Source organism: Bacillus sp. FSL R5-0422 (assembly GCF_038610765.1).
GTDB classification, from domain to species: domain Bacteria; phylum Bacillota; class Bacilli; order Bacillales; family Bacillaceae; genus Bacillus; species Bacillus pumilus_O.
Genome location: NZ_CP152014.1, coordinates 3404243 through 3427876, shown reverse-complemented (window position 1 = coordinate 3427876; position 23634 = coordinate 3404243). Strand labels below are relative to the sequence as shown.

Sequence of the window (23634 nt, the reverse complement as noted above, 5' to 3'; positions counted from 1 at the left end):
AAATAACTAACCGAATGAAAAGCAAGAGTAAAATTTCACCGAGTAAACCATTTCAAACAGGCTATTATTTGTGAATCGTTGAACAAATAGTGAACATTTTGTGAAATGGTGAGCATAAATATTTCAAATCATTCGGCATGTGAAAGTAAGGGAGGATGTAAGACTGTGAGTGAGCTGTTTTTAGCAAGATTTCAATTTGCTTCAACGACATTATTTCATTTTATTTTTGTTCCTATGTCAATAGGTTTGGTGTTTATCGTTGCATTGATGCAGACCCTTTATGTCGTCAAGAAAAAAGAGATTTATAAAAAAATGGCGAAGTTTTGGGGTCATCTATTCTTACTCAATTTTGCAGTAGGTGTGGTGACAGGGATTCTCCAGGAATTCCAGTTTGGGATGAACTGGTCAGATTATTCAAGGTTTGTCGGTGATGTATTTGGTGCACCGCTTGCCATTGAAGCACTGCTCGCCTTTTTCCTTGAATCTACATTTATTGGACTTTGGATATTCGGCTGGGATCGCTTGCCGAAGAAGATTCATTTATTGTGTATTTGGCTTGTTTCCCTTGGTACGATCTTTTCGGCGTTTTGGATTTTACTCGCCAACTCATTTATGCAAGAACCAGTTGGATTTGTGATTAAAAATGGCCGTGCAGAAATGAATGATTTTGGCGCTCTTGTAACAAACCCGCAGCTTTGGGTTGAATTCCCGCACGTTCTGTTTGGGGCGCTGGCTACAGGTGCATTCTTTATCGCAGGAGTTAGTGCCTATAAAATGATCAAAAAACAAGAAATCGCCTTTTTCAAAAAATCATTCCAGATTGCGATGGTTCTCGCTTTAATTTCTGGCTTAGGTGTGGCGTTCTCTGGACATGATCAAGCGAAGCACTTAATGGAATCACAGCCGATGAAGATGGCAGCAAGTGAAGCCCTTTGGAAGGATAGTGGAGATCCAGCGGCTTGGACACTATTTGCCAATATTGATACAGATAAAAAAGAAAACTCTGCGGAGATCAATATTCCGTTTGCTTTAAGTTACTTGGCTTATTCGAAATTTAGTGGAGATGTGCCAGGTATGCTGACCCTTCAAAAAGAATATGAAGCAAAGTTTGGTCCTGGAGACTATATTCCGCCAGTAAAAACAACGTTCTGGAGCTTTAGAATCATGGTCGGTGCCGGCATGCTGATGATTTTTGCCAGTATGATTGGCTTGTACTTAAGCTTTAGAAAAAAACTCGAAACGAACAAATGGTTTTTACGCTTCATGGTAGGGATGATTTCATTCCCATTTATTGCGAACTCAGCTGGCTGGATTATGACCGAAATTGGGCGTCAGCCGTGGACGGTCTTTGGAATGATGACGACGGCTCAATCGATTTCACCAAACGTATCGTACGGCATGCTGTTATTCTCAGTCATTAGCTTTACGACGATTTATCTGATTCTTGCCATCTTGCTTGCCTACCTATTCATTCGAGAAATTAAAAAAGGTGCACATTCGGAAGAGGATACAGATCAAAAGGATGAAACGGACCTGTCTACAGATCCATTTGATGGAGGCGCATATCATGGCATATCTTAACGAGATTTGGTTTATTCTTGTCGCAGTATTGTTTGTTGGATTTTTCTTCTTAGAAGGATTTGATTTTGGTGTTGGGATGTCCATGCAGCTACTTGGTAAAGATGCGCACGAACGCCGCATTTTAATTAACACGATTGGACCTTTCTGGGATGCGAATGAGGTCTGGCTGATTACAGCTGGGGGCGCAATTTTCGCTGCTTTCCCGCACTGGTATGCCACGATGTTCAGTGGATACTATATACCGTTTGCGGTTCTCCTCTTAGCGCTCATCGGGCGCGGAGTTGCCTTTGAATTCCGAGGGAAGGTTGAGAAAGCCTCTTGGATCAAAGCATGGGACTGGGTCATCTTCTTTGGCAGTCTGTTGCCACCGTTTTTACTCGGTGTGCTATTCACAAGTATTTTACGCGGGATGCCAATTGATCAAGACATGAACATGTACGCTGGTTTTACGGATTTTGTGAACCTTTATTCAGTGATAGGCGGATTAGCTGTAACGATTCTTTGCCTACTGCACGGATTGATTTTCGTCACACTTCGTACAGAGGGTGATTTAAGAGATCGTGCGAGAAAGCTTGGCAAGCGTGTCCTGCTGATTGCGCTGCCAGTACTTGTCCTATTTGTTGGTGTATCTATCATGGAAACAGACATTTATACGGTACGCCCGATCATCACCATTCCGTTAACTGTTCTCATCGTGGTTTGTTACGTAGCGGCGCTATTCTTTATGAAAAAAGAACGTGATGGCTGGACATTCCTATTCACAGGTGCTGGCATCATGGTGACAGTGACGATGCTTTTCACTGCATTGTTCCCGCGCGTCATGATTAGTTCAATCAACCATACATTTGATTTGACCATTCAAAACGCTGCATCTGGATCTTATTCACTGACGGTCATGACGATTGTTGCCATTTCTTTGCTGCCCTTTGTGCTTGGGTATCAAATTTGGAGCTATTACGTCTTCCGTAAACGTGTAAGCGGTAAGGAGCCAATGACCTACTAATGGATAAACGTTTGCTTCAATTAAAAGGAATAAGAGGGCTTCTTGCCCTCTTAGGTATTGTGTCACTCATCCAAGGAGCAAGTATTATTTTCCAAGCACAGTGGCTGGCACATGCCATTACTACGCTGTTTGACGGGAAAAGCCTTTCGCAGGCAACGCCTTATGTCCTGCTGTTTCTTGCTGCCTTTCTTGTGCGGCACGGTCTCACCTTGATTCGGGAGAAGGTCATGTTTACCTACTCTTCCCGAATTGGAGCAGACATCAGAAAACAGCTGTTAGACCAACTCTTTCGTTTAGGCCCAGCTTTCACAAAGAAAAAGGGTACAGGAAAACTTGTCACATTAGCGATGGAGGGAATTGCTCAATATCGTCAGTATTTACAGCTGTTTTTACCGAAAATGGTCAACATGGCAGTGATACCGGCAATGGTCCTCATCTATGTTTGGACATTAGACGACACATCTGCTGTTATTTTAATCGTGACGCTACCGATATTAATTATCTTTATGATTTTGCTAGGTCTAGTCGCTCAGCGTAAAGCGGCCAAACAATGGAGATCGTATGAGAAATTATCCAATCATTTTACTGATTCTCTCCGCGGCCTTGAAACGCTTCGTTACTTAGGCATTAGCAAAAAACATTCTCGCAATATCGGGGAAGTGTCAAAGCGATATCGAAAGGCGACCATGAGTACGCTGAAGGTCGCATTTCTTTCATCATTTGCGCTGGATTTCTTTTCCATGCTGTCGATTGCAACCGTCGCTGTCTTTCTTGGCTTGCGATTAATTGAAGGAGAGCTTCTCTTATTGCCGGCTTTGACGGCGCTCATGCTGGCACCAGAATATTTCCTGCCAGTACGTGAAGTGGGAAATGATTATCATGCCACGCTAAATGGAAAAGAAGCGAATGAAGCGATGCAGGTCATTTTAGAAGAAAAGGGCTTCCGCACGCAGGAGACACAATCAGTGCAATTGAACGAGTGGAATGAACAGTCTGCACTCACCCTGCATGATGTGAGTGTCCAGCATGACGAACATGCCCCTTATTCAATTCAGGGTGTAGATCTTACTGTCAAAGGGAAGAAGAAAATCGGAATCATTGGTGCCAGTGGTTCAGGGAAATCGACGTTAACCGATGTGCTCGGCGGCTTTGTTGAACCGACCTCAGGTCAAATCACACTAAACGGCAATCCACTTGTGCATTTACAGATGAAGGAATGGCAAAAGGAAGTCGTCTATATGCCGCAGCACCCTTATTTATTTCACATGACATTAAGAGAAAACATTCGTTTTTATGAACCGCATGCAACAGATGAAGAAGTGGAAAGAGCTGCCAGTGAAGCGGGCTTATCTCAGCTCGTGGCGCAGCTACCAAATGGCTTTGATGAGGTCATTGGAGAACAAGGAAGAGGACTAAGCGGCGGACAGGCACAAAGAATTGCGCTTGCGCGAACGGTGCTGGGCAAGCGGTCCATTATGCTGTTAGATGAACCAACGGCACATCTCGATATTGAGACAGAGTATGAATTGAAGAAAACAATGCTTCCGCTGTTTGAAGATAAACTTGTGTTCTTAGCGACACATAGGCTCCATTGGATGCCAGATATGGATGAGATCATTGTCATGGATGAAGGAACAATTGCGGAAATGGGTACACATGAATCATTAATGCAAAGAAAAGGCGTGTATTATCAATTGGTACAGGAGCAAATGGGGGCGGTCACACATGGTAAGTAAAGGTTGGTTTATACCTTATATCAAGGAGAATCAAAAGCTGTTTGCGCTGGTTTTATTTCTAGGGGCAATTGCAGTATTCTCTGCTTCTATGCTGATGTATACGTCAGGATTTCTCATTTCTAAAGCAGCCACAAGACCTGAGAATATACTTATGGTCTACGTCCCAATTGTAGCTGTCCGTACCTTTGGTATTTCACGCTCAGCTGCCCGTTATGCAGAAAGATTGGCGAGCCACCAGCTCATTTTGACCATGATTGAAAAAATGCGTGTCCGCCTATATGACATGGCTGAACGAAGTGCGAAACAGACAAAGCTGGGTACAGGTGAAATGCTAGGGCTCTTGTCAGATGATGTTGAGAGACTACAGGACGCCTATTTAAAAACCATCTTTCCATCCATCGGTGCGCTGCTTTTATACGCCGCATCCATTGGGGCACTTGGTCTATTCTCGTGGCCTTTTGCTGGCTTGATGCTGATTTATATGGCACTTCTTGTATTTGTTTTCCCATACGTCACAGTGCTAGTGAACCGGGCGAGACAAATTCAAATGAAAAAAGGCAGAAATGAACTGTATAGCCATTTAACAGATGCCGTCATGGGCGTGAGTGATTGGCTGTTTAGCGGTAGGCAGAAAGATTTTGTGGATGAATATGAAAAGAAAGAAGCGCAGCTGTTAGCGCTTGAAGCAGCCAAGCACCGATTTATCCGTCTGCGCCAGTTTTTGGCACAGCTTATCATTGGAGGAGCTGTTGTGCTTGTCGTGTATTGGAGCGGTTCCGTCGTCCAGTCAGGCTCGATGTCACACACCCTAATTGCAGCCTTCGTGCTTGTGCTTTTTCCGTTAACAGAGGCCTTTCTTCCACTTTCAGATGCAGCAGGCGATATTCCGGTCTATCAGCATGCTGTCAGCAGATTACATCATTATGAAAAACTTTCGTATGAAGGAGAATCTGAGCGCAAGACAGTTGACCAGTCGGCTGTTTCTCAAGATAAAGCTGTTTCTTTTGAACAAGTGTCCTTTGGATATGATTTGCACCAACCCGTGCTAAAGCAACTCTCATTTTCACTAAAGCAAGGGGAATCACTTGCTCTCTTAGGGAAAAGCGGTGCAGGAAAGTCGACTATTTTGAAATTGTTAGAAGGAGCTGTCGTGCCAAATCAAGGAGCTGTCAGCATTCAGGGGAAACCGGTCGAAAGCATTCGAGAGAATGTGTCTACCTATGTGTCAGTGCTCAATCAGCAGCCGTATTTATTCGATACCTCTGTTTTAAACAATATTCGCTTAGGCTCTCCTCATGCGACAGAGGAACAAGTAAAAGAAGCAGCGAGACAAGTGCAGCTGCACGATACCATCGAATCTTTGCCAGAGGGTTATCACACCAGTGTGCAGGAGACAGGGATTCGTTTCTCAGGGGGAGAAAGACAACGGATGGCATTAGCCCGTATTTTGCTGCAAAACACCCCGATTGTTGTATTAGATGAGCCCACCGTTGGACTTGACCCACGTACAGAGCGTGAGTTGCTTGAAACCATTTTCCGTGTGTTAAAAGGAAAAACGGTCATTTGGATTACCCATCATCTCACTGGCTGTGAGGCATGTGACCGCATTATGTTTATTGAAGATGGTCAAATTGAGATGCAGGGGGAGCATCAGGAACTACTGAAAGAAAACCCGCGCTATCAAAAATTGTATGAGATGGATCGGCCGTTTTCTACAATATAAATAGATGAAATGACAAGAACGTTCGGACAGAGATTTCTGCCCGAACGTTTTGTGGTTTTAAGGGTTTACTTTTCCAACACCAGCATTTGATACTACTTCTGATTTGACATTGTTCACGTTAAGCAAAGAGTAGTTATAAGGAGGGTTGTACGTACCTGTAGAAGACGTTGGCAGACTGCCTGAGCTGTTAATATATGAGTTGTTGATGACATGCCATGTACCGACTTGACGGCTGTCCCAGCTGCCAATCGCATTTTTTGTATTTTCAAATACGTTGTGCTCAATTCTCATTTTTGCGCCCATACGAGAGTTAATCGCTGTTGTATGGATACCTTTATAGTAGTTGTTATACACATGACCTTCCCCGAAGCGCATAGATGGTACACGAGAATTCAGGTTTTCAAAACGGTTGTTGTGGAATGTAATTTTTCGGTTGTAGTTGTCGTTATCAGAGCTGCCCATGAGCATCGTTTTCCAGCTGTCATGAACATAGTTCCAAGAGAAGGTAATATAGTCGGAGTCATTTTTCACATCAAATAATCCATCATAATCATCTTTACCTGAGTTTAATGTATTGTACAGTTCATTATGGTCGACCCATACGTTTTTAGAAGCGCCTTCGATTCCGATGGCATCCTTGTCACCGATTTTGCTGTGATGGATTTTCAAGTTGCGGATGATGATGTTATTGGCACGCCATACTTTAATGCCAATGCCATTAAATTCACCTTTCGTGCCTTTGCCGACGATCGAGACATTGTTTGTATCTTTCACATCGATTTTATTGGCAGATGTATTAGAAGGGGTAATCGTCCCGTCGACAACAATTTTTAACTTTTCGTTTTTTCCTTTACTTTTGAGGGCAGCCAATAGTTCATTTCCGGTTTTAACTGTGACGGTTTTACCACCTTCACCGCCTGTTGTACCGCCATTTAATGTGGAGAACCCTTGTTGATTAAAATTGGCCATAATAGAAGGGCTTTCGGGATACTTTGCTGCCGCTTTTGCCTCTCCATTAGGTGCAAATAATGAAGTCACGAGACCAATCGCTAACACACCAGCTAACATTGGAACTTTTTTCTTCAAATTCAACCTCTCCATTCATTTTGTTTTAATGTAAACGTTTCCAAAAATAAGCTGCAATTCAACTACTCCTCCTTCCTTCGCCAGTATCGCCTTTTTCGGAATGTAGGAAGAGCATAGCACGCAAAAAGGTATCATCGGCTAAGAATTGGCGCTGTGTATTCCGTGATTTTCTAGAAAACTAAGGTCATGATTATTTTATTTTCGTCTAAATGAGACAAGGATCATTGACGATAGGTATTGGGATGACCTAGTGATTATGAAAGAGAGCTTGTCCGCTTGATAGAAAATCAGAACGAATCATTTTGTGAGAGACGAAGGAATGTCATAATCATTTCATAAGAAAAAACTGGATATTTAACGCTTCAATTACTGGACCAACAGGGAAAAAAGCAGACAAACTAAAAAAATGCATTCCATTTTGAACGATATCGTCATACGTGTCGTCTCATGAATAAGAGAAGAAAAAGGGAAGGAGGGGTGTGTTTGGAGCAGGCAGAAGAGACACTATTGATTCAGCGGGCAAAACAGGGGGAAGATGCTGCATTTACAGCTCTATATCGTCATCATTATTCCTTTCTTTACCGTTATATAATGAAGCTTACCCTTCAACAAGAGCTTGCAGAAGAAATCATGCAAGAAACGATGCTGAAAGCGTACATGAAACTCTCTTCATTTAGAGGAGATTCCTTATTCTCAACATGGCTCATATCCATTGCATCTAGACAATTTTTGGATCACCAGAAGAAAAGAAAACGTGAACAATTGAGGGAAGGAAAGGCTAATCAAGAGACGATGCGCCGTTTTAAATGGGAGATTCAGCAAAAGGGTCATACTTGGCACGAGATGTGGGATGCTCTAAACGAATTGAAGGCTCAGGAGAGAGCGCCGATTATTTTGCACTATTATTATGGCTTTACTTATCCAGAGATTGCTTCAATGCTCGGTATGAGAGAAGGCACTGTGAAGTCGAGGGTTCATCATGGGTTAAAGAAAATTCGAAAGGAGTGGTCTTAATGAAGGAAGATCAGTTCACAGAAGAACGTTTAAAGGAAGAGTTACAGCAACTAGATGAACAAATTGAAGTGAAAGAGCCGAGTGAACAAGCTGTCATGATGATGCTGAAGCAGGCGAAGGAACAAGAGAAAAGGCGTTTTAAACAAGAAGTGCTGGCGTATGTTCTCATCAGTCTGACCATTCTCACACTATTTGTCGCTGCCATCACCCATTTACCTTTTATCTTCATTCTTCTTCAAGTCGTGAGTGTGCCGCTCTGCGTCGTTGTCGGCATCAAGGAATATCAACATATTAAAGGAGGGTCTTCCTTATGAGTCAGACGGAGATGATCATCTTATTGTGCGCATTGCCGTTACTATTTGCGCAGGGCCTGCTTTTATTTATGGATGCGAAGAAAAGAGGGCGTTATAAGTGGTTTTGGGGCATTGTCGGTTTAATTAACTTCCCATCGTCTTCTATTTTATATTGGCTTTGTGTCGTGTACCCTGATCGAAAAAAAGAAGAGAAGATCCGAAAAGATTGAGCTGCCGGCCTATAAAACTTTAGGCCTTTTTTTCGTGTTGAAGATCAACTAGAAATCTTTCATGGTTCATCTAATTGTCAAAGAGTGCGGGATATATAGTGTCTAAAAGATGATTTCTAGCTCAATAGTCATTCTGTAAGAGATACTTTCTAAAAACGATGACGGCGGCTGTTTGATCCATCTCAAATCGGCATCATTTTCATCTGTTATCAGTATTGATCAGTTTTTACAAATGGTGTTAAATTAATCTCAATATGCGTTAGAAAATCTAACAGGATAAATGTGTGAAGATATACAAAGGAGGCAGATGAGACATGTTGACCTTAGATCGAGCAGCACAAACAGCACAAAGCTACATCGACCGTGTGTTAGAAGAGGTGGAAAAACGAAATCCTGGTGAAGAGGAATTTCAGCAAGCCGTAAGAGAAATTCTAGAATCACTTGTTCCCGTTTTTGCAAAGCATCCAGAGTATGAAAAACAAGGCATTTTAGAACGACTCATCGAGCCTGAACGGCTTGTGGTATTTCGCGTACCATGGGTAGACGATGAGGGGAAAGTACAAGTCAACCGTGGTTTCAGGGTTCAATTCAATAGTGCCATCGGTCCTTACAAAGGAGGCATTCGTTTCCACCCATCTGTCAATGCAAGCATTATCAAGTTTTTAGGATTTGAACAAATCTTTAAAAATGCACTGACTGGTATGCCGATCGGTGGAGGAAAAGGTGGATCAGATTTTGATCCTAAAGGGAAATCAGATGGAGAAATCATGCGTTTCGTTCAAAGCTTTATGAGTGAACTCAGCCGATATATTGGGCCTGATCAAGATGTGCCAGCAGGTGATATTGGCGTAGGGGCACGCGAAATTGGTTATATGTTCGGGCAGTACAAGAAAATGCGTGGTGCTTATGAAGCAGGTGTGCTTACAGGGAAAAGCCCTGGATTTGGAGGCAGCTTAGCCAGAAAAGAAGCAACAGGCTATGGACTGGTGTACTTTATGGAAGAAATGTTAAAAGCGAATGGACTTCAATTTGAAGGGCGTTCAGTTGTCGTATCTGGCTCAGGGAATGTGTCTATTTATGCGATGGAGAAGGTCATAGAGCTAGGTGGTAAGGTTGTAGCATGCAGTGATTCAAGCGGAGCGATTTATGATCCACAAGGCATTTCATTAGAAACAGTGAAACAACTGAAAGAAGGAAGCAATCAACGAATTGGGGCATACATAGACATTCACCCGCATGCTGAATTGATTGAAGATTGCGAACAAATTTGGTCTGTTCCTTGTGACATTGCGCTTCCATGTGCAACGCAAAATGAAATATCTGAGATGCAGGCACAGCAGCTCGTGGAAAATGGTGTCATTGCGGTAGGAGAAGGAGCGAATATGCCCTCTACTCTAAAGGCAGTCAAAGTTTTTGAACAGAATGATATTCTATTTGCGCCGGCAAAAGCGGCAAATGCAGGTGGAGTAGGTGTCTCAGCGCTGGAAATGGCGCAAAATAGTGCAAGAATGTCTTGGACATTTGAGGAAGTAGATGATCAGCTGAAACAAATGATGCAGACGATTTATCGTCAGTGTACAGAGACAGCAGACGAATATGGACACTCTGGAAACTTGATCGTAGGCGCAAATATTGCAGGATTTCGTAAAGTGGCAGATGCGATGATCGCTCAAGGCGTGATTTAACTCCTGCTCTCCCGCACCTGTTTATTTCATGACAAGATGGGGAATCTTCCTTGTAAGAATGACAATAAGGAGGCGCGGGAGAAATGAAAAAATGGCTGAAACAAATTTTTAAATGGGCACCTGTGATTTATCCAGTGGTGAGAAAAATATATAAAGAGCGGAAAGCATCTAAACGTCGTAACGTATCAGCCGGATAATCCGGCTTTTTTTTTATGCACACATACCGGTTGTGCAATGAATGAAAAAAAAGTTAGATTTGAATGATCCAAGTCATGCCTCACTCCGTTAAGTACATAACAAACGGAAAGAGGAGGCAATAACAGATGAACATGAAAAAAGCGATTTTAACCATCCCGCTTAGTGCAGCATTACTATTTCCGGCAGCTCATAGCGCAAGTGCACACGAAGGACATATGCATGGAGAGGCAAAGAAGATGTCTTCGTCACAAGAGGTGTCAAATAAAGCAACCGATCTTCGAGCAACTCTAGATCAGCTGTTTTCAGAGCACGCTTATTTAGCAGTCATCACAATGCAAAAGGGAATTGACGATAGCAAAGATTTTAAACAAGCAGCGGCAGCGCTAAATGACAACACAAATGACTTATCGGAAGCCATCGCTTCTGTGTACGGAAAAAAAGCAGGGAAACAATTCAAAGACATTTGGTCAAGTCATATTGGCTACTTTGTTGATTATGTACAAGCAACGGCAAAGAAAGATGAAGCAGGTAAAAAGAAAGCAGTTAAGCAGCTTGACCAATATCGCATGAAACAAGCCGATATGCTCGATCAAGCAACAGACGGTAGATTGAAAGCTAGTGAACTAGAAGAAGGCTTAAAAATGCACGTCAATGAACTGTTGAAAGCGTTTGATAGCTACACTGAAAAGGATTTTGATACGACCTATGAAACGGTTAGAAAATCTATTCATCATATGTTTGAAGTAGGCAAGGGCGTATCGTGGGCGATCACAGATCAATTTCCTGGGAAATTTGATCACAAATCCGTCGACACACCGGCCGCAGACCTTCGAGAAGATTTAAACTACTTGTTCTCAGAGCATTTGGCGCTTGCAGTCGTTGCTATGCAAAAAGGAAATGATGGCAGCAAGGACTTTGATCAAGCAGCGGCAGCTTTGAACGAAAACACAAATGATTTATCAGATGCGATTGCCTCTGTTTATGGCAAGGATGCCGGAAAACAATTCAAAGATATTTGGTCAAGCCATATCGGATACTTAGTTGATTATGTCAAAGCGGATGCATCAGGAGACAAAGAAGCGAAAGAAAAAGCGGTGAAAAACTTAGATGCGTATCGAATGAAGCAAGCGAAATTTTTAGATCAAGCAACAGATGGACGTTTGAAGGCAGCAGATTTAGAAGCGGGCTTAAAAATGCATATTGATGAATTGATCAAAACATATACGTCATACCATAATGGCGATTACGATCAGCTTTATCCAACAGTGCGAGAAGCGTACGGTCATATGTTCATGGTCGGTCAAGATGTCGCAGCAGCCATTGTTGATCAGCATCCTAAAATGTTCAAATCCAAGATGCCTAATGAAATGCCGAAAACAGGTATGGGAGGTACAGCCGGTCCTTTAGGTATGTCATATGAAGCCTTTGCGGGATTAATCGCAAGCTTGATCCTAGCAGGTGGTGCAATGGGTGCGTTCTTCCTTATTCGCCGCAAGACATCAAATTAAGCTCATATCAAAACAAAGGGGGAACGTGCACAATCGTGCCGTTCCTTTCTTTCAAAGGAGGCAGACTGACTTGAAAAGGTGGATGTTTGGTCTTCTGATGCTTCTCATCATCACGGGCTGTGCATCAAAATCAATGGATGATTCGTCATCCGCTAAAACAACCTCATCTCCTGAAAAAATCATAACAAACCAAGCCGCAAAACAGTCTCATTCAAAAGCTATATTAAAAGACGAACCGTCCGGTATTGTACCGGCTGAAATTGCAATTCCGGCGATTGGTGTCAAAGCAAAAGTAGAGAAAACCACCTTATCTAAGGATGGCAGTATGGGCGTTCCTAAAAAGACGGACAACACAGCTTGGTTTAAAGATGGTCCAAAGCCAGGAGATAAAGGGAACGCCGTCATGAATGGTCATGTTGATAATAAATGGGGACCTTCTGTTTTTTATCGACTAAAGGAGCTAAAAAAGGGAAACAAGGTAATCGTGACGTCCTCGTCAGGGAAAAAGCGAACCTTTGAAGTCATCAAAGTGCAAAGTTATCCTCGTGAAGAAAAGCCTAATGCATTTTTCGGGTATGCTTTTACACGAAATCTCAACTTAATCACATGTACAGGGACATTTGATCATGCAGCTGGGACTCATGAAAAAAGATTGGTTGTCTTTACGCAGCTGATCTCTTCATAAAAAAGGCGATGGCTCGAAGGTGCAGCGCCTTTTTTTCATGGTTTCCAAACGGTCCTATAAAAAGATTCATAGGTCATTAGATATGGTTTGTTGTATAAGTAGGGGCGTTTGTCATATAAATGAGTTGGCAATTTTTATTTCTTTTCAGTAGAATATGAGTAATGAAGAGAACTGCAAGCGTATACAACCTGTCCAGACAAGGCAGATTCTCCACCCTTACATAAGGAGGCCGATCTGATGCTGAGTAAAAGACTGGCGCACATTTTAAGTCAGTTAATGGCAGCGGAGACCCCGCTCACAAGCGCTGCGCTTTCTGTCAGCTTACAAGTGACAAGCCGCACCGTTCGTACAGACATCAAGGAACTGAACGACCGTCTCGCTCCTTACCAAGCGGCTGTATCAGCTGTTCGAGGAGCTGGTTATGAGCTGTTGATCAACGATGAGAATGCCTTTCGCCGTTTTATGAAAGAAGAGGTCGAACAGGAAGAACCGCTGGCTGTTCTGCCGGAGGAGCGCGTTCGGTTTATTTTAAAAAAACTGCTTCTTGCAGAGTCTTATGTGAAACTGGAAGATTTACAGGAGCAGCTGTTTATCAGTAAATCGACGATGAGTAACGATATGAAATGGGTCAAACGCAAGCTTGAACCCTTTGATCTAAAGCTGGAAGCAAAGCCGAATAAAGGCTGCCGGATCAAAGGATCGGAGATGAAAATCCGTTATTGTATGTCAGAATATTTATTCAATGAACGCCGTTCCTACCAAACGATGCTGAATACAGCAGTGACCATTTTGCCAAAACATGAATTGGAATTGATTCAGAAAACAATCATTGATTATATCAATAAAGAAAGAATGAATCTATCAGACATTTGCATGAATAATTTAATCGTTCATGTTGCGATTGCCTGCAAACGGATTAGACACGGAAACTATGTATCTGTTTTGCCAGAAGAAATCAATGAAATTCCACGGGCAAAGGAATACAAGGTCGCGAAAAAAATGGTGGAACGTCTTGAAGGACTGCTGGACGTCTCTTTTCCACAAGAGGAGATCGTCTATATCGCCATTCATTTGTTAGGAACAGCTAAAATGGTGCAGTCCTTTTCGTCGAGCGGTCAAAAACAAATTGTGGATGATGACACGAGCCGTCTTGTTCAGCTTATGTTGAAAGCGATTGACCAAAAATTGCAGCTGGATTTAGCAGGAGATGCGGAATTGCTGATTGGGCTCAGCCTGCACTTAAAGCCAGCCATGACTCGGTGTAAATATGGGATGAACTTAAGAAATCCGATGCTTGATGAAATAAAGGCGGGGTATCCACTTGCTTTTGAAGCAGGGATTGTCGCTAGCCGGGTAATTGAAGAAGAGACGGGGTTATGTATTCATGAGAATGAAATCGGCTATATCGCACTTCATTTTGGTGCGGCTTTAGAGCGGAGAAAAATGGAGATTCCGCCGAAGCGATGTCTCATTGTTTGTGCATCTGGTGCAGGGAGTGCGAGGCTGCTGCAGGATCGATTGCGGTCACAATTTGGGTCAAAGTTGACAATCTTAGGCACAGCAGAGCTTTATTCGCTTCCGCATGTCTCTTTACATGCCCTTGATTTGATTATTACAACGGTCCCGATTCAGATGGATATCCCGATACCCGTCATACAAGTGAATACTATTTTGGGAGGCGGCGACTTTTTAAAAATTGAAGAAGCCCTGACGAGTGAAACAAGGGTGACATTGGCCTCTCAATATATGAAAAAGGAATTGGTCTTTACAAAGCGTGCCTTTCAAACAAAGGAAGAGGTCATCGCCTTTCTTACAAAAAAAGTCATCGATATGGGATTAGCACCAGCAGAGCTTACACCTTCTGTGATGGAAAGAGAAGAGGCTGCTCCTACATCCTTCGGGCATTATACAGCCATTCCGCACCCAATGACGCCGCTGACAGAAGAGACATTTTGGGCAATATGTACACTAGAAAAACCGATTATATGGGGAGAGAAAAAAGTTCAATTTGTCTGCTTGCTTTGTGTCGAAAAAGAGAATGCAAAAGACTTAAAAGGGATGTACCGTCTACTGGGTGAGCTTGTGCACAATGTGAAATTCATTCAGCACCTCATCGCCTGTGATACATTTGAAGACATGCTCGATATCATGTATAAGAAGGCTCCTTCGTACAAGAATTCATAGTGTGATCTTAACTTTTTCCGCTTCCTAAAGGAAAAAGTATAGGTGTTTATGAAAGCGGTTTCATAATATGATGAGTGTGTAAAGAAAAGCTACACACTTTCAAAAGGGGGCGTTTACACATGAACATCTTATTGGTATGTGCAGCAGGTATGTCTACAAGCTTACTAGTTACAAAAATGGAGAAAAGCGCGCAAGAACAAGGAAAAGACTATCGTATTTGGGCAGTATCCGGAGATTCAGCAAAAAATCATATTGATCAAGCCGATGTGCTTTTATTAGGACCACAGGTTCGATATTTATTACCACAAATGAAAAAGCTAGGAGAAGAAAAAAGTATTCCAGTCGACGTCATTAATACCGTGCATTACGGCGTATGTAATGGGGCTGAGGTTTTAAAATCTGCTGAACAGTTAGTGAACGGATAAAGGGGGCGGATGGGATGAATGGATTCAACCGATTTCTAGAAGAGAAGGTCATGCCGTTTGCAGGGAAGATTGCCGCTCAAAGACATTTACAAGCATTGCGTGACGGAATTGTTTTAACCATGCCTCTCATTATTGTCGGTTCACTGTTTCTCATTTTAGCCAACCTTCCGATTCCAGGATACAGCGATTTTATGGCAAGTATCTTCGGAGCAGAATGGGCCACGAAACTATCCTACCCTGTGAATGCAACCTTTGACATTATGGCACTTGTTGCAACCTTCGGGATTGCCTACAGGCTAGCTGAAAAGTATGCAGTGGATGCCCTATCATCTGGTGCGATCGCTGTTGCAGCTTTCCTTTTGGCGACACCATATCAAGTTCCTTTCACACCTGAAGGCTCAACAGAAGCCATATTAGTAGGTGGGGGAATTCCAGTCACATTGATGGGCAGTAAAGGGTTATTCGTTGCTATGATTATTGCCATGCTTTCAACTGAAATTTACCGATTCATCGTCCAGCGGAATATCGTCATTAAGATGCCTGATGGTGTACCGCCAGCAGTGAGTAAATCGTTTATCGCACTTATTCCAGGTTTTGTGGTCATCACGCTAATCTGGGTCGCTAGACTTTTGATTGAGATGACACCATTTGAAAGTATTCATAATATCATCACGGTCTTAATTGGCACACCGCTTTCCATTCTTGGTGGAAGCTTAGGCGGAAGTATTGTCGCCATGGGCGTGCAAATGCTTCTCTGGGCTTGCGGTATTCATGGAGCAACCATTGTCGGCGGCGTCATGGGACCAATTTGGCTCGGTGCGATGGATGAGAACCGTCTCGCATTCCAAGCAGGAGAAGTGCTGCCAAATATCTTCACAGCGCAGTTCTTTGAAATCTTCATCAATGTCGGCGGAAGCGGTGCAACGCTTGCCTTGGTGCTGACGATGATCTTACGTGCCAGAAGTAAGCAAATGAAACAGCTTGGCCGACTTGCCATTGGGCCAGCTATCTTTAACATCAACGAACCGATCATTTTCGGAATGCCGATTGTCATGAACCCAATGCTTTTGATTCCGTTTATCCTTACGCCAATCATGATGATCATTACCACATATATCGGAATGAGCACAGGGCTTGTCGCAAAACCGGCGGGGATTGCGGTCCCATGGACGATGCCGCCTATTATTTCAGGCTATCTCGCCACAGGAGGCAAAATCTCTGGTGCGGTCATGCAGCTGATTAACCTGGTGTTGTCATTCGCTTTATACTACCCATTCTTTAGAATGTGGGATAAGCAGAAATTGAAAGAAGAAAGTGAACTAGAAACAAAAGCCACAACTGATGAAAATGTCGTCAACATGTAATAGAGGAAACAAGGGGGATGCGGCCGATGGAAATGGAACAAATTGTGTTTCAACTCATCTTACACGGCGGGAATGGCAGAAGCTCAGCGATGGAAGCCATTACATGTGCAAAGCAAGGAAACTTTGATGAGGCGAAGCTAAAATTGCAGGAAGCACAAGACGCGTTAAATGAGGCGCATCACGCACAGACAGAGCTGATCCAAGGAGAAATTAGAGGAGAAAAGACCGACATCAGTCTCTTAATGATCCATGCACAGGATCATCTCATGAACGCAATGACTGTCAAGGAGCTTGCGGCGGAAATCATCGAACTCCATGAAAAAATGAAGCAACTCGGAGGTGTCAATTCATGAAAGAAGGAATCAAAATTGTCACAATAGGCGGAGGATCGAGCTATACGCCTGAGCTTGTCGAAGGATTTATCAAACGGTATCATGAATTGCCAGTAAAGGAATTATGGCTCGTGGATATTGAAGCGGGTCAAGAAAAGTTAAACATCGTGGGTGCTCTCGCGAAACGCATGGTCGAAAAAGCCGGGCTACCGATTGAAGTACACCTGACGCTTGACCGCAGGGAGGCCCTGAAGGACGCAGATTTTGTGACAACACAATTTCGTGTAGGGTTGCTTGAAGCACGTGCAAAGGATGAGAGAATCCCGCTGAAATACGGCGTCATCGGTCAGGAAACGAACGGACCAGGCGGTTTATTTAAAGGTCTTCGAACCATTCCAGTGATTCTCGACATCGTGAAGGATATGGAAGAGCTTTGTCCAGATGCATGGCTTGTGAATTTTACAAATCCAGCAGGGATGGTCACAGAAGCTGTGCTGCGCTATACGAATCTAAAAAAAGTAGTCGGACTATGCAATGTTCCAATTGGGATAAAAATGGGGATTGCCAAGGCGCTTGAGGTGGATGTTGAACGGATCGAGGTACAGTTTGCGGGCCTCAACCACATGGTTTATGGATTAGACGTGTATTTAGACGGGATCAGCATTATGGATCAAGTGCTCGATGAATTAGGAAATCCGAATAGTCAGTGGTCTATGAAGAACATTGAAGCGAAAAACTGGGAACCTTCTTTTGTGAAAGGCTTAGGAGTCATCCCATGCCCGTATCACCGCTATTACTATAAAACAAAAGATATGCTGGAAGAAGAGCAAAAGGCAGCCCAAGAAAAAGGAACAAGAGCAGAGGTTGTCCAGCAGGTCGAACACGAATTATTTGAGCTCTATAAAGATCCGGATTTATCAATTAAACCACCGCAGCTCGAAAAAAGAGGCGGGGCGTACTACAGTGACGCGGCATGTAACTTAATCAGCTCCATCTATAATGATAAGCATGACATCCAACCAGTCAATACAGTGAACAGAGGCGCAATAGCCAGCATTCCCGCTGATTCAGCGGTTGAAGTGAACTGTATTATCACGAAGGACGGACCAAAACCAATTGCGACAGGTGATCTACCTGTAGCTGTGAGAGGGCTCGTTCAACAAATCAAATCATTTGAGCGTGTGGCAGCAGAAGCGGCAGTCACAGGAGATTACGAGACGGCTCTTGTAGCAATGACGATCAATCCGCTTGTCCCATCTGACGAAATTGCAAAGCAAATTTTAGATGAAATGCTCGAAGCCCATCGTGAATATTTACCGCAATTCTTCAAATCAGTTAAAGCTTAAAACAAATGGCCCCTTTATGGGGTCGTTTTTTTATCATTGCCCCATATAGAAATTCAAAAAAGAAGTGTATGATAGTTAAAAAACAACATGTATGGCTTCAAAGAAAGGACGGTTTGAGTATGGTTGCAATTGGTTTAATGCTTTACGGCTTTGTCGTTCAACCTCTGTTGAGTTATGGCACAGTGGTCTTGTTTTTGTATGGCATCATCGCTTCATTTATTGGTCTTATTCGTCATAGACAGTATGTGTGGATTTATGTTCTTCGCCTGCTCGTTTGTTTTACCATTCCAGTAACCAACCTGTTGATGTATTTCGCCACAATTGGTGGAGATGAAAGAGACTTTGATTTTCAGCCGATGCCGTTTGTTTATTATCTTGTTTTTATCATAGAAATCATCATCGTCTTTTTACCAGAGATCTTTTTACTGATCGAAAAAAAGAGGAGCATCAAATGGAAACAGTGGATATATGCAGGGGCGATTGTAGGTGTATCTGTCTTGTTTTGGTGTACGATTTGATAGAAGGCTGACTGGATATCTAAGGCTATTTCGCCTTTTTGCCACGTAACCTCTTTCGTCTAACCTTTACAAAAGTAATAGAAAGAACAAGGATAGAAATTCCGAGAAACTTAAATAGAACACGGGTGTGAAACGGTGAATCGTCGAAACCAGTAGCGACGATCATTGAACCGATACAGATCCCAATGAACGCTAGTAGATAAGTAAAAAACATACCATCACTCTCCTTAATCATATGTATTTACCATTATAAGGTATATTGGAGAGGTGAATAAACAAAAAAAGAACCCTTCATGATTGAAAGGTTCTTTTACATGTTTAAGCTTGTTTGACGACCGAGTCGACTTCTACTGTCCAGCCGAAGATATCTGGTTGTGTGCCTTTTTGAATACCCGTAATGGCTTCATACAATTTCTTTGATACTTCACCTGTTTGACCATCTTGAATCACATATGGCTGATCGTGATAAATTAATTCCCCGACAGGAGAGATGACGGCCGCCGTTCCAGTTCCAAAGATTTCTTCAAGCTCACCTGATTGATGTGCTTCAATTAACTCATCAATCGAAATTTTACGCTCTGTCACTGGAATTCCCCAATGTTTTAATAGCTCAAGTACAGAGTTACGGGTGATGCCTTCTAAAATGCTGCCGTTCAGTTCAGGCGTCACGATTTCCCCATTGATCTTAAAGAAGATATTCATACTTCCGACTTCTTCAATATACTTCTTCTCAACACCATCAAGCCAAAGAACTTGTGAAAAACCTTTCGTTTCAGCCACTTGCTGTGCCTTAAGGCTTGAGGCGTAGTTTCCAGCTGTTTTGGCATTTCCTGTTCCGCCTTTAACGGCACGGACAAACTCGTTTTCAACGGCAATTTTGACTGGATGGATGCCTTCTTTATAGTAAGATCCCACTGGAGAGAGGATAATCAGCAGCTTATACGTGCTTGACGGTGCAACGCCTAAATACGGCTCAGTGGAAATAATGAATGGACGGATATACAAGGAAGTGCCCTCTGCATCAGGTACCCAATCCTTATCAATGCGAATGAGTTCATTTAAGCCCTCTAAAACCGTTTCTGTATCAATTTGCGGGATACACAGGCGGTCATTGGATCTGTTTAAGCGCTCCATGTTCTTTTCCGGACGGAATAAGAGAATTTTCTGATCCTCGGAAACATAAGCCTTCAAGCCTTCAAAAACAGATTGCCCATAATGGTAGACCATCGAAGCTGGGTCCATTGGAATAGCCTGATAAGGGATAATTCTTGGGTCATACCAGCCTTGATCAATGGAATAATCCATCACAAACATGTGATCTGTGAAGATTTTTCCGAATTCAAGTTGATCAGATTGAGGTTTTGGTTTTTTTGTTGAACTAAGTTCAACGCGGATGGGTTGTTTTGGCATCGTAAATCTCCTTGCTGTTTGATTATTTGAAAATTCTAATAATATGAAATAATTATGATTCTATTCTATACCTTCACAAAATATTAGCAATAGGTTTTCTGGAATTCAGACAAGAAAAATCTGTTAAAGCGCTTTCCTTCTCTCTGCCGTCAGTCTGCCTCATGTCACCCCTTTGTAATAAAGAAATAAAATCCAAATGCATTATTAACTGATTAATCTGACAATTTAAAAGCGGATAAATTTCCTGTAAGATATTCTTTCAACCATACACCTTTTGACCAGTACATTGCAAGGGGCATTCTCATATTTTAATCCTCTTTTTTTTAACCGATAAAGAAAATAGAAGTGAAAGGAGCAAACAACAGGATGAAACGAGCGATACCAGGTATTTTACTTATTTTATTCATGACCGTCATCAGCTTCGGCTGTCAAGCGATGACGGAGGAGGCTGGCGCTAAGCAAAGCATAGCCTATCACGTAGCGACAAACGGAAACGATAAAAACCCAGGAACGAAGCAAAAACCTTTTCGCACGCTGAAAAAAGCGGCAAGTATGGCGAAAGCCGGGACAACCATTTACGTGAGAGGCGGCACATATAAAGAGAAATTGATTGTCCGCCATTCAGGTACAAAGAAAGCACCAGTTATCTTTCAAGCTTATGGAAAAGAAAAACCTGTTATTAGCGGGGCTTCACTTAAAGGAAATCAAGCAGATGGCGGTCTTGTCACGATCGATCAAAAAAGTTACATTACCCTCAAAGGTCTGACGGTGGGACATCTCAAGACGAATAAAGAAGACCTGACCCCAGTCGGTATTTTCATCAAAGGAAGCGGGAAAGGCGTCAAACTTCTCAACAACCGAGTGTATGACATTCAGACGACACACAAAAATGGGAATGCGCACGGTATTGCGGTCTATGGAACAAAAGCTCCAGCGGCCATTGAAGATATTGAAATCAAAGGAAACACTGTTGAAAAATTAAAGCTTGGCTTCAGTGAAGCGCTTGTGCTCAATGGGAACGTCACTAAGTTTCGTGTGACACATAACACGGTTCGCCACACGGATAATATAGGTATTGATTTAATTGGTTTTGAGAACGTAGCACCTTCTAAAAAGTACGATCAAGTCAGAAATGGTGTTGTATCAAGAAACAAAGTGTACGAGATCACGAGTGTAGGGAATCCAGCCTATGGCAAAGACATCTCCGCTGGTGGCATTTATGTGGATGGTGGGAAGGATATTGTGATTGATCATAACATTACACATCACAACGATCTTGGGATTGAAGTCACAAGTGAACATAAAGGAAAAATGGCAGATCGTATTCGCATTGAACACAACCAAGTGTATTTGAACCGTTATACAGGCATTTCAATTGGCGGTTATGATAAAAAGCGAGGCGGAACAACAAATACGACGATCTCACATAATATTTTATACAAAAATGACACAGCCGGCTTAGAAGGCGGTCAATTGTTGATGCAATATCAAGCCGTGAACAATCGAATCACGAGCAATATCATGACAGCGAGTGCCTCGCATTACTTAGTCGTGAATCTTTATGGAGTGAATCAAAAGAATACCTTCCAGAAGAACGTTTATGATGACCGCAAAGGTGCGAAGGCTTCACAGTGGGTATGGCGCGGGAAATGGATGGAAGGCTACAAAACATATCTCTCTAAAAGCGGTCAAGATAAAGGATCAGCACATCTCAATCCGCAATTTGTGAATGAGAAAAAATATGATTTTCGCCTGAAGAAGTCATCACCTGCTAAGAAAATCATCGGAAATTAAGCATGTGTGAACGCAAACGCATTGTTTTAAATTTTCAAAAAAATCATTGACATTGATGTGACATCACATTAAAGTAAAGAAGACATTTCAACGAAAACAAAATTTCATAACGGATCTCTTATCAAGAGAGGCAGAGGGACTGGCCCTATGACGCCCGGCAACCGTTTCTACTATAGAAATTGGTGCTAATTCCTGCAAAGCTGTGACAGCTTTGACAGATAAGAGAGGAAGAATTCCCGATACATGTTTCATGCAACGGTGTTCAAGCCTCTCTTTCTAAGAGAGGCTTTTTGTCGTCTCTTTTTCAAAAGGAAGAACAGTTTACTGGCGTTTTCCTACATTTTTACCTAGTTTTCCGATGTGAAAAATAAAAACAACTTGAGGAGGAACAGCAATGAAGCGTAAGTATTTTACATCTAGTCTTATATTATTAACGGTATTGACTGTCCTATTAACAGGCTGCGGCACTGGATCGAGTGCGGGCTCAAAGGCAAATGCGAATGAAAAAGTCTCTTTTGACAATGTACCGAAGCGATTCGCAAAGGGACAGGGAGCAAAAATTAAAGTCATCCGTAAAATCGGCGGAGATGATCATACAGCACAGTTTTTAGCTGGGACAAAGGCAGAAGGTGAAGCGCTTGGCTTTACGGTTGATGTCTACACCGCAAATGGAGATACAGCGAAGTTCCATGACGCCATCTCTCAGGCGCTGGAAGAAAATTATGATGGCTTTATCATCTCTCATGGGGACGACGAGGCGACCGTCGCTGACGTGAAAAAGATTACGGCAAAGGGCATTCCGGTCGTAGCGTTCGATTCAAATCCTAAACTGAAAGGCATCAAAGGGGTTACAGTGACGTCTCAAGATGACGAACAATTAGCGAAAAAATCACTAGATGCACTCGTGTCTGATTTTAAAGGAAAAGCCAATATTGCGTACCTCTGGGTAGATGGATTCCCGCCAATGGTGAGACGGAACAAGGTTTATCAAGAAACGCTCAAACAACATTCAGGAATCAAGGAACTTGACCGCTTTGGTATTGCCTCCTCTGATACGTCTGTTCAAACACAAAATGCTGTGGCAGCGATGCTGAATAAATATCCAAAGGGTAAACTCGATGCTATTTTTGCCACGTGGGATGCCTTTGCCATTGGCGCAGCAAGAGCGCTAAAGGAAGCAGGAAGAACAGAAGTGAAGATTTATGGGATTGATGTGTCAAATGCTGATCTTCAAGAAATGACAGCAAAAGACAGTCCGTGGAAGTACACAGCAGCAGTTGATCCGAAGCTCATTGGCGCAGTTGACGTGAGAATTCTTGCGAAGAAAATAGCGGGCGAGAAAACCCCGTCTTCCTATGACCTTGAGGCCTCTCTCATCTCACAAAAACAGCTTCAACAATCAGGAAAAGCCATCAATATGGTCAATCTTGCAGACGAAGTGAAGGGATTCGGCTCATCAACTGCCTTTGAAGAAGATTGGATGAAGACCTTGAAGAAGCATTATACAAAATAAACGTCG

21 protein-coding genes and 1 riboswitch are annotated in these 23634 nt (G+C 42.7%); of the genes, 19 read left to right on the top strand and 2 right to left on the bottom strand.

What is annotated here, in order from left to right:
* The first annotated feature begins 165 nt into the window (after positions 1 to 165).
* Genes MKX52_RS17580 through cydC form a run of 4 tightly spaced genes read left to right on the top strand, consistent with a single transcriptional unit; the run spans position 166 to position 6043 of the window.
* Positions 166 to 1581, top strand: a complete 1416-nt coding sequence (locus MKX52_RS17580; RefSeq protein ID WP_119125559.1) for a cytochrome ubiquinol oxidase subunit I — start codon at positions 166 to 168, stop codon at positions 1579 to 1581.
* Positions 1568 to 2584, top strand: a complete 1017-nt coding sequence (cydB, locus tag MKX52_RS17575) for a cytochrome d ubiquinol oxidase subunit II (RefSeq protein ID WP_088002585.1) — start codon at positions 1568 to 1570, stop codon at positions 2582 to 2584. Before MKX52_RS17580 ends, cydB begins: the two co-directional genes overlap by 14 nt.
* A complete protein-coding gene (cydD, locus tag MKX52_RS17570) occupies positions 2584 to 4320 on the top strand; it encodes a thiol reductant ABC exporter subunit CydD (RefSeq protein ID WP_342491142.1) in 1737 nt (578 codons plus the stop codon). Before cydB ends, cydD begins: the two co-directional genes overlap by 1 nt.
* The gene (gene cydC, locus MKX52_RS17565; protein WP_342491141.1) at positions 4310 to 6043 is read left to right on the top strand and encodes a thiol reductant ABC exporter subunit CydC; all 1734 of its coding nucleotides are present in this window, start codon (positions 4310 to 4312) and stop codon (positions 6041 to 6043) included. The genes cydD and cydC overlap by 11 nt, the downstream gene beginning before the upstream one ends.
* Before the next feature lie 57 nt (positions 6044 to 6100).
* Here the strand turns inward: cydC and MKX52_RS17560 are convergent, their stop codons facing one another.
* On the bottom strand, positions 6101 to 7144 hold the full coding sequence (locus tag MKX52_RS17560) for a pectate lyase (protein WP_342491140.1): 1044 nt from the start codon (positions 7142 to 7144) through the stop codon (positions 6101 to 6103).
* Between the two features lie 468 nt (positions 7145 to 7612).
* Between MKX52_RS17560 and sigY the strand changes: the two genes are divergently transcribed.
* From sigY to MKX52_RS17495, 13 genes are all read left to right on the top strand, one after another.
* Positions 7613 to 8143: an RNA polymerase sigma factor SigY gene (gene sigY, locus MKX52_RS17555; protein WP_144469451.1), complete on the top strand. Its 531-nt coding sequence runs from the start codon at positions 7613 to 7615 to the stop codon at positions 8141 to 8143.
* A complete protein-coding gene (locus tag MKX52_RS17550) occupies positions 8143 to 8457 on the top strand; it encodes a YxlC family protein (RefSeq protein WP_144469453.1) in 315 nt (104 codons plus the stop codon). The genes sigY and MKX52_RS17550 overlap by 1 nt, the downstream gene beginning before the upstream one ends.
* A complete protein-coding gene (locus MKX52_RS17545; RefSeq protein WP_088002567.1) occupies positions 8454 to 8666 on the top strand; it encodes a transcriptional regulator in 213 nt (70 codons plus the stop codon). The genes MKX52_RS17550 and MKX52_RS17545 overlap by 4 nt, the downstream gene beginning before the upstream one ends.
* 314 nt (positions 8667 to 8980) lie before the next feature.
* Positions 8981 to 10351, top strand: coding sequence for an NADP-specific glutamate dehydrogenase (gene gdhA / locus MKX52_RS17540; protein ID WP_342491139.1), 1371 nt, complete (start codon positions 8981 to 8983; stop codon positions 10349 to 10351).
* An 83-nt stretch (positions 10352 to 10434) separates the two neighbouring features.
* Positions 10435 to 10548 (top strand): hypothetical protein, encoded by a 114-nt coding sequence (locus MKX52_RS17535; RefSeq protein ID WP_003214702.1) that lies wholly within the window; start codon positions 10435 to 10437, stop codon positions 10546 to 10548.
* Positions 10549 to 10674: 126 nt separating this feature from the next.
* On the top strand, positions 10675 to 12057 hold the full coding sequence (locus MKX52_RS17530; protein WP_119125553.1) for a copper amine oxidase: 1383 nt from the start codon (positions 10675 to 10677) through the stop codon (positions 12055 to 12057).
* A 70-nt stretch (positions 12058 to 12127) separates the two neighbouring features.
* On the top strand, positions 12128 to 12742 hold the full coding sequence (locus MKX52_RS17525; protein WP_342491138.1) for a sortase: 615 nt from the start codon (positions 12128 to 12130) through the stop codon (positions 12740 to 12742).
* Between the two features lie 237 nt (positions 12743 to 12979).
* Positions 12980 to 14926 carry a BglG family transcription antiterminator gene (locus tag MKX52_RS17520; protein ID WP_342491137.1) on the top strand — a complete coding sequence of 649 codons (1947 nt, stop codon included), beginning with the start codon at positions 12980 to 12982 and terminating at the stop codon, positions 14924 to 14926.
* A gap of 119 nt (positions 14927 to 15045) precedes the next feature.
* Positions 15046 to 15351, top strand: coding sequence for a PTS sugar transporter subunit IIB (locus MKX52_RS17515; RefSeq protein ID WP_012011708.1), 306 nt, complete (start codon positions 15046 to 15048; stop codon positions 15349 to 15351).
* A 14-nt stretch (positions 15352 to 15365) separates the two neighbouring features.
* On the top strand, positions 15366 to 16715 hold the full coding sequence (gene celB, locus MKX52_RS17510; protein ID WP_342491136.1) for a PTS cellobiose transporter subunit IIC: 1350 nt from the start codon (positions 15366 to 15368) through the stop codon (positions 16713 to 16715).
* 26 nt (positions 16716 to 16741) lie between these two features.
* A complete protein-coding gene (locus MKX52_RS17505) occupies positions 16742 to 17068 on the top strand; it encodes a PTS lactose/cellobiose transporter subunit IIA (protein ID WP_012011706.1) in 327 nt (108 codons plus the stop codon).
* Positions 17065 to 18393: a 6-phospho-beta-glucosidase gene (locus MKX52_RS17500; RefSeq protein WP_144503513.1), complete on the top strand. Its 1329-nt coding sequence runs from the start codon at positions 17065 to 17067 to the stop codon at positions 18391 to 18393. Before MKX52_RS17505 ends, MKX52_RS17500 begins: the two co-directional genes overlap by 4 nt.
* Positions 18394 to 18512: 119 nt before the next feature.
* On the top strand, positions 18513 to 18911 hold the full coding sequence (locus MKX52_RS17495; protein WP_088002550.1) for a hypothetical protein: 399 nt from the start codon (positions 18513 to 18515) through the stop codon (positions 18909 to 18911).
* 318 nt (positions 18912 to 19229) lie between these two features.
* On the opposite strand, the gene MKX52_RS17490 is transcribed toward MKX52_RS17495, so the two are convergent.
* Positions 19230 to 20321, bottom strand: coding sequence for a branched-chain amino acid aminotransferase (locus tag MKX52_RS17490; protein WP_003215056.1), 1092 nt, complete (start codon positions 20319 to 20321; stop codon positions 19230 to 19232).
* A 366-nt stretch (positions 20322 to 20687) separates the two neighbouring features.
* On the opposite strand from MKX52_RS17490, the gene MKX52_RS17485 reads away from it, so the two are divergent.
* Together MKX52_RS17485 and MKX52_RS17480 are read left to right on the top strand one after the other, a co-directional pair.
* The gene (locus MKX52_RS17485) at positions 20688 to 22115 is read left to right on the top strand and encodes a right-handed parallel beta-helix repeat-containing protein (protein WP_088002544.1); all 1428 of its coding nucleotides are present in this window, start codon (positions 20688 to 20690) and stop codon (positions 22113 to 22115) included.
* A gap of 115 nt (positions 22116 to 22230) precedes the next feature.
* A riboswitch (SAM riboswitch) is annotated at positions 22231 to 22340 on the top strand.
* Between the two features lie 169 nt (positions 22341 to 22509).
* Complete coding sequence (locus tag MKX52_RS17480; RefSeq protein WP_012011701.1) at positions 22510 to 23628, top strand: sugar ABC transporter substrate-binding protein; 1119 nt, start codon at positions 22510 to 22512, stop codon at positions 23626 to 23628.
* Positions 23629 to 23634: the final 6 nt, after the last annotated feature.

Excerpts from the sequence above, each read along its gene's own strand:
- cydB (WP_088002585.1), top strand. The coding sequence starts at position 1,568 with ATGGCATATCTTAACGAGATTTGGTTTATTCTTGTCGCAGTATTGTTT.
- cydD (WP_342491142.1), top strand. The coding sequence starts at position 2,584 with ATGGATAAACGTTTGCTTCAATTAAAAGGAATAAGAGGGCTTCTTGCC.
- cydC (WP_342491141.1), top strand. The coding sequence starts at position 4,310 with ATGGTAAGTAAAGGTTGGTTTATACCTTATATCAAGGAGAATCAAAAG.
- MKX52_RS17560 (WP_342491140.1), bottom strand. The coding sequence starts at position 7,144 with ATGGAGAGGTTGAATTTGAAGAAAAAAGTTCCAATGTTAGCTGGTGTG.
- MKX52_RS17550 (WP_144469453.1), top strand. The coding sequence starts at position 8,143 with ATGAAGGAAGATCAGTTCACAGAAGAACGTTTAAAGGAAGAGTTACAG.
- MKX52_RS17545 (WP_088002567.1), top strand. The coding sequence starts at position 8,454 with ATGAGTCAGACGGAGATGATCATCTTATTGTGCGCATTGCCGTTACTA.
- gdhA (WP_342491139.1), top strand. The coding sequence starts at position 8,981 with ATGTTGACCTTAGATCGAGCAGCACAAACAGCACAAAGCTACATCGAC.
- MKX52_RS17535 (WP_003214702.1), top strand. The coding sequence starts at position 10,435 with ATGAAAAAATGGCTGAAACAAATTTTTAAATGGGCACCTGTGATTTAT.
- MKX52_RS17530 (WP_119125553.1), top strand. The coding sequence starts at position 10,675 with ATGAACATGAAAAAAGCGATTTTAACCATCCCGCTTAGTGCAGCATTA.
- MKX52_RS17520 (WP_342491137.1), top strand. The coding sequence starts at position 12,980 with ATGCTGAGTAAAAGACTGGCGCACATTTTAAGTCAGTTAATGGCAGCG.
- MKX52_RS17515 (WP_012011708.1), top strand. The coding sequence starts at position 15,046 with ATGAACATCTTATTGGTATGTGCAGCAGGTATGTCTACAAGCTTACTA.
- celB (WP_342491136.1), top strand. The coding sequence starts at position 15,366 with ATGAATGGATTCAACCGATTTCTAGAAGAGAAGGTCATGCCGTTTGCA.
- MKX52_RS17505 (WP_012011706.1), top strand. The coding sequence starts at position 16,742 with ATGGAAATGGAACAAATTGTGTTTCAACTCATCTTACACGGCGGGAAT.
- MKX52_RS17500 (WP_144503513.1), top strand. The coding sequence starts at position 17,065 with ATGAAAGAAGGAATCAAAATTGTCACAATAGGCGGAGGATCGAGCTAT.
- MKX52_RS17495 (WP_088002550.1), top strand. The coding sequence starts at position 18,513 with ATGGTTGCAATTGGTTTAATGCTTTACGGCTTTGTCGTTCAACCTCTG.
- MKX52_RS17490 (WP_003215056.1), bottom strand. The coding sequence starts at position 20,321 with ATGCCAAAACAACCCATCCGCGTTGAACTTAGTTCAACAAAAAAACCA.
- MKX52_RS17485 (WP_088002544.1), top strand. The coding sequence starts at position 20,688 with ATGAAACGAGCGATACCAGGTATTTTACTTATTTTATTCATGACCGTC.
- MKX52_RS17480 (WP_012011701.1), top strand. The coding sequence starts at position 22,510 with ATGAAGCGTAAGTATTTTACATCTAGTCTTATATTATTAACGGTATTG.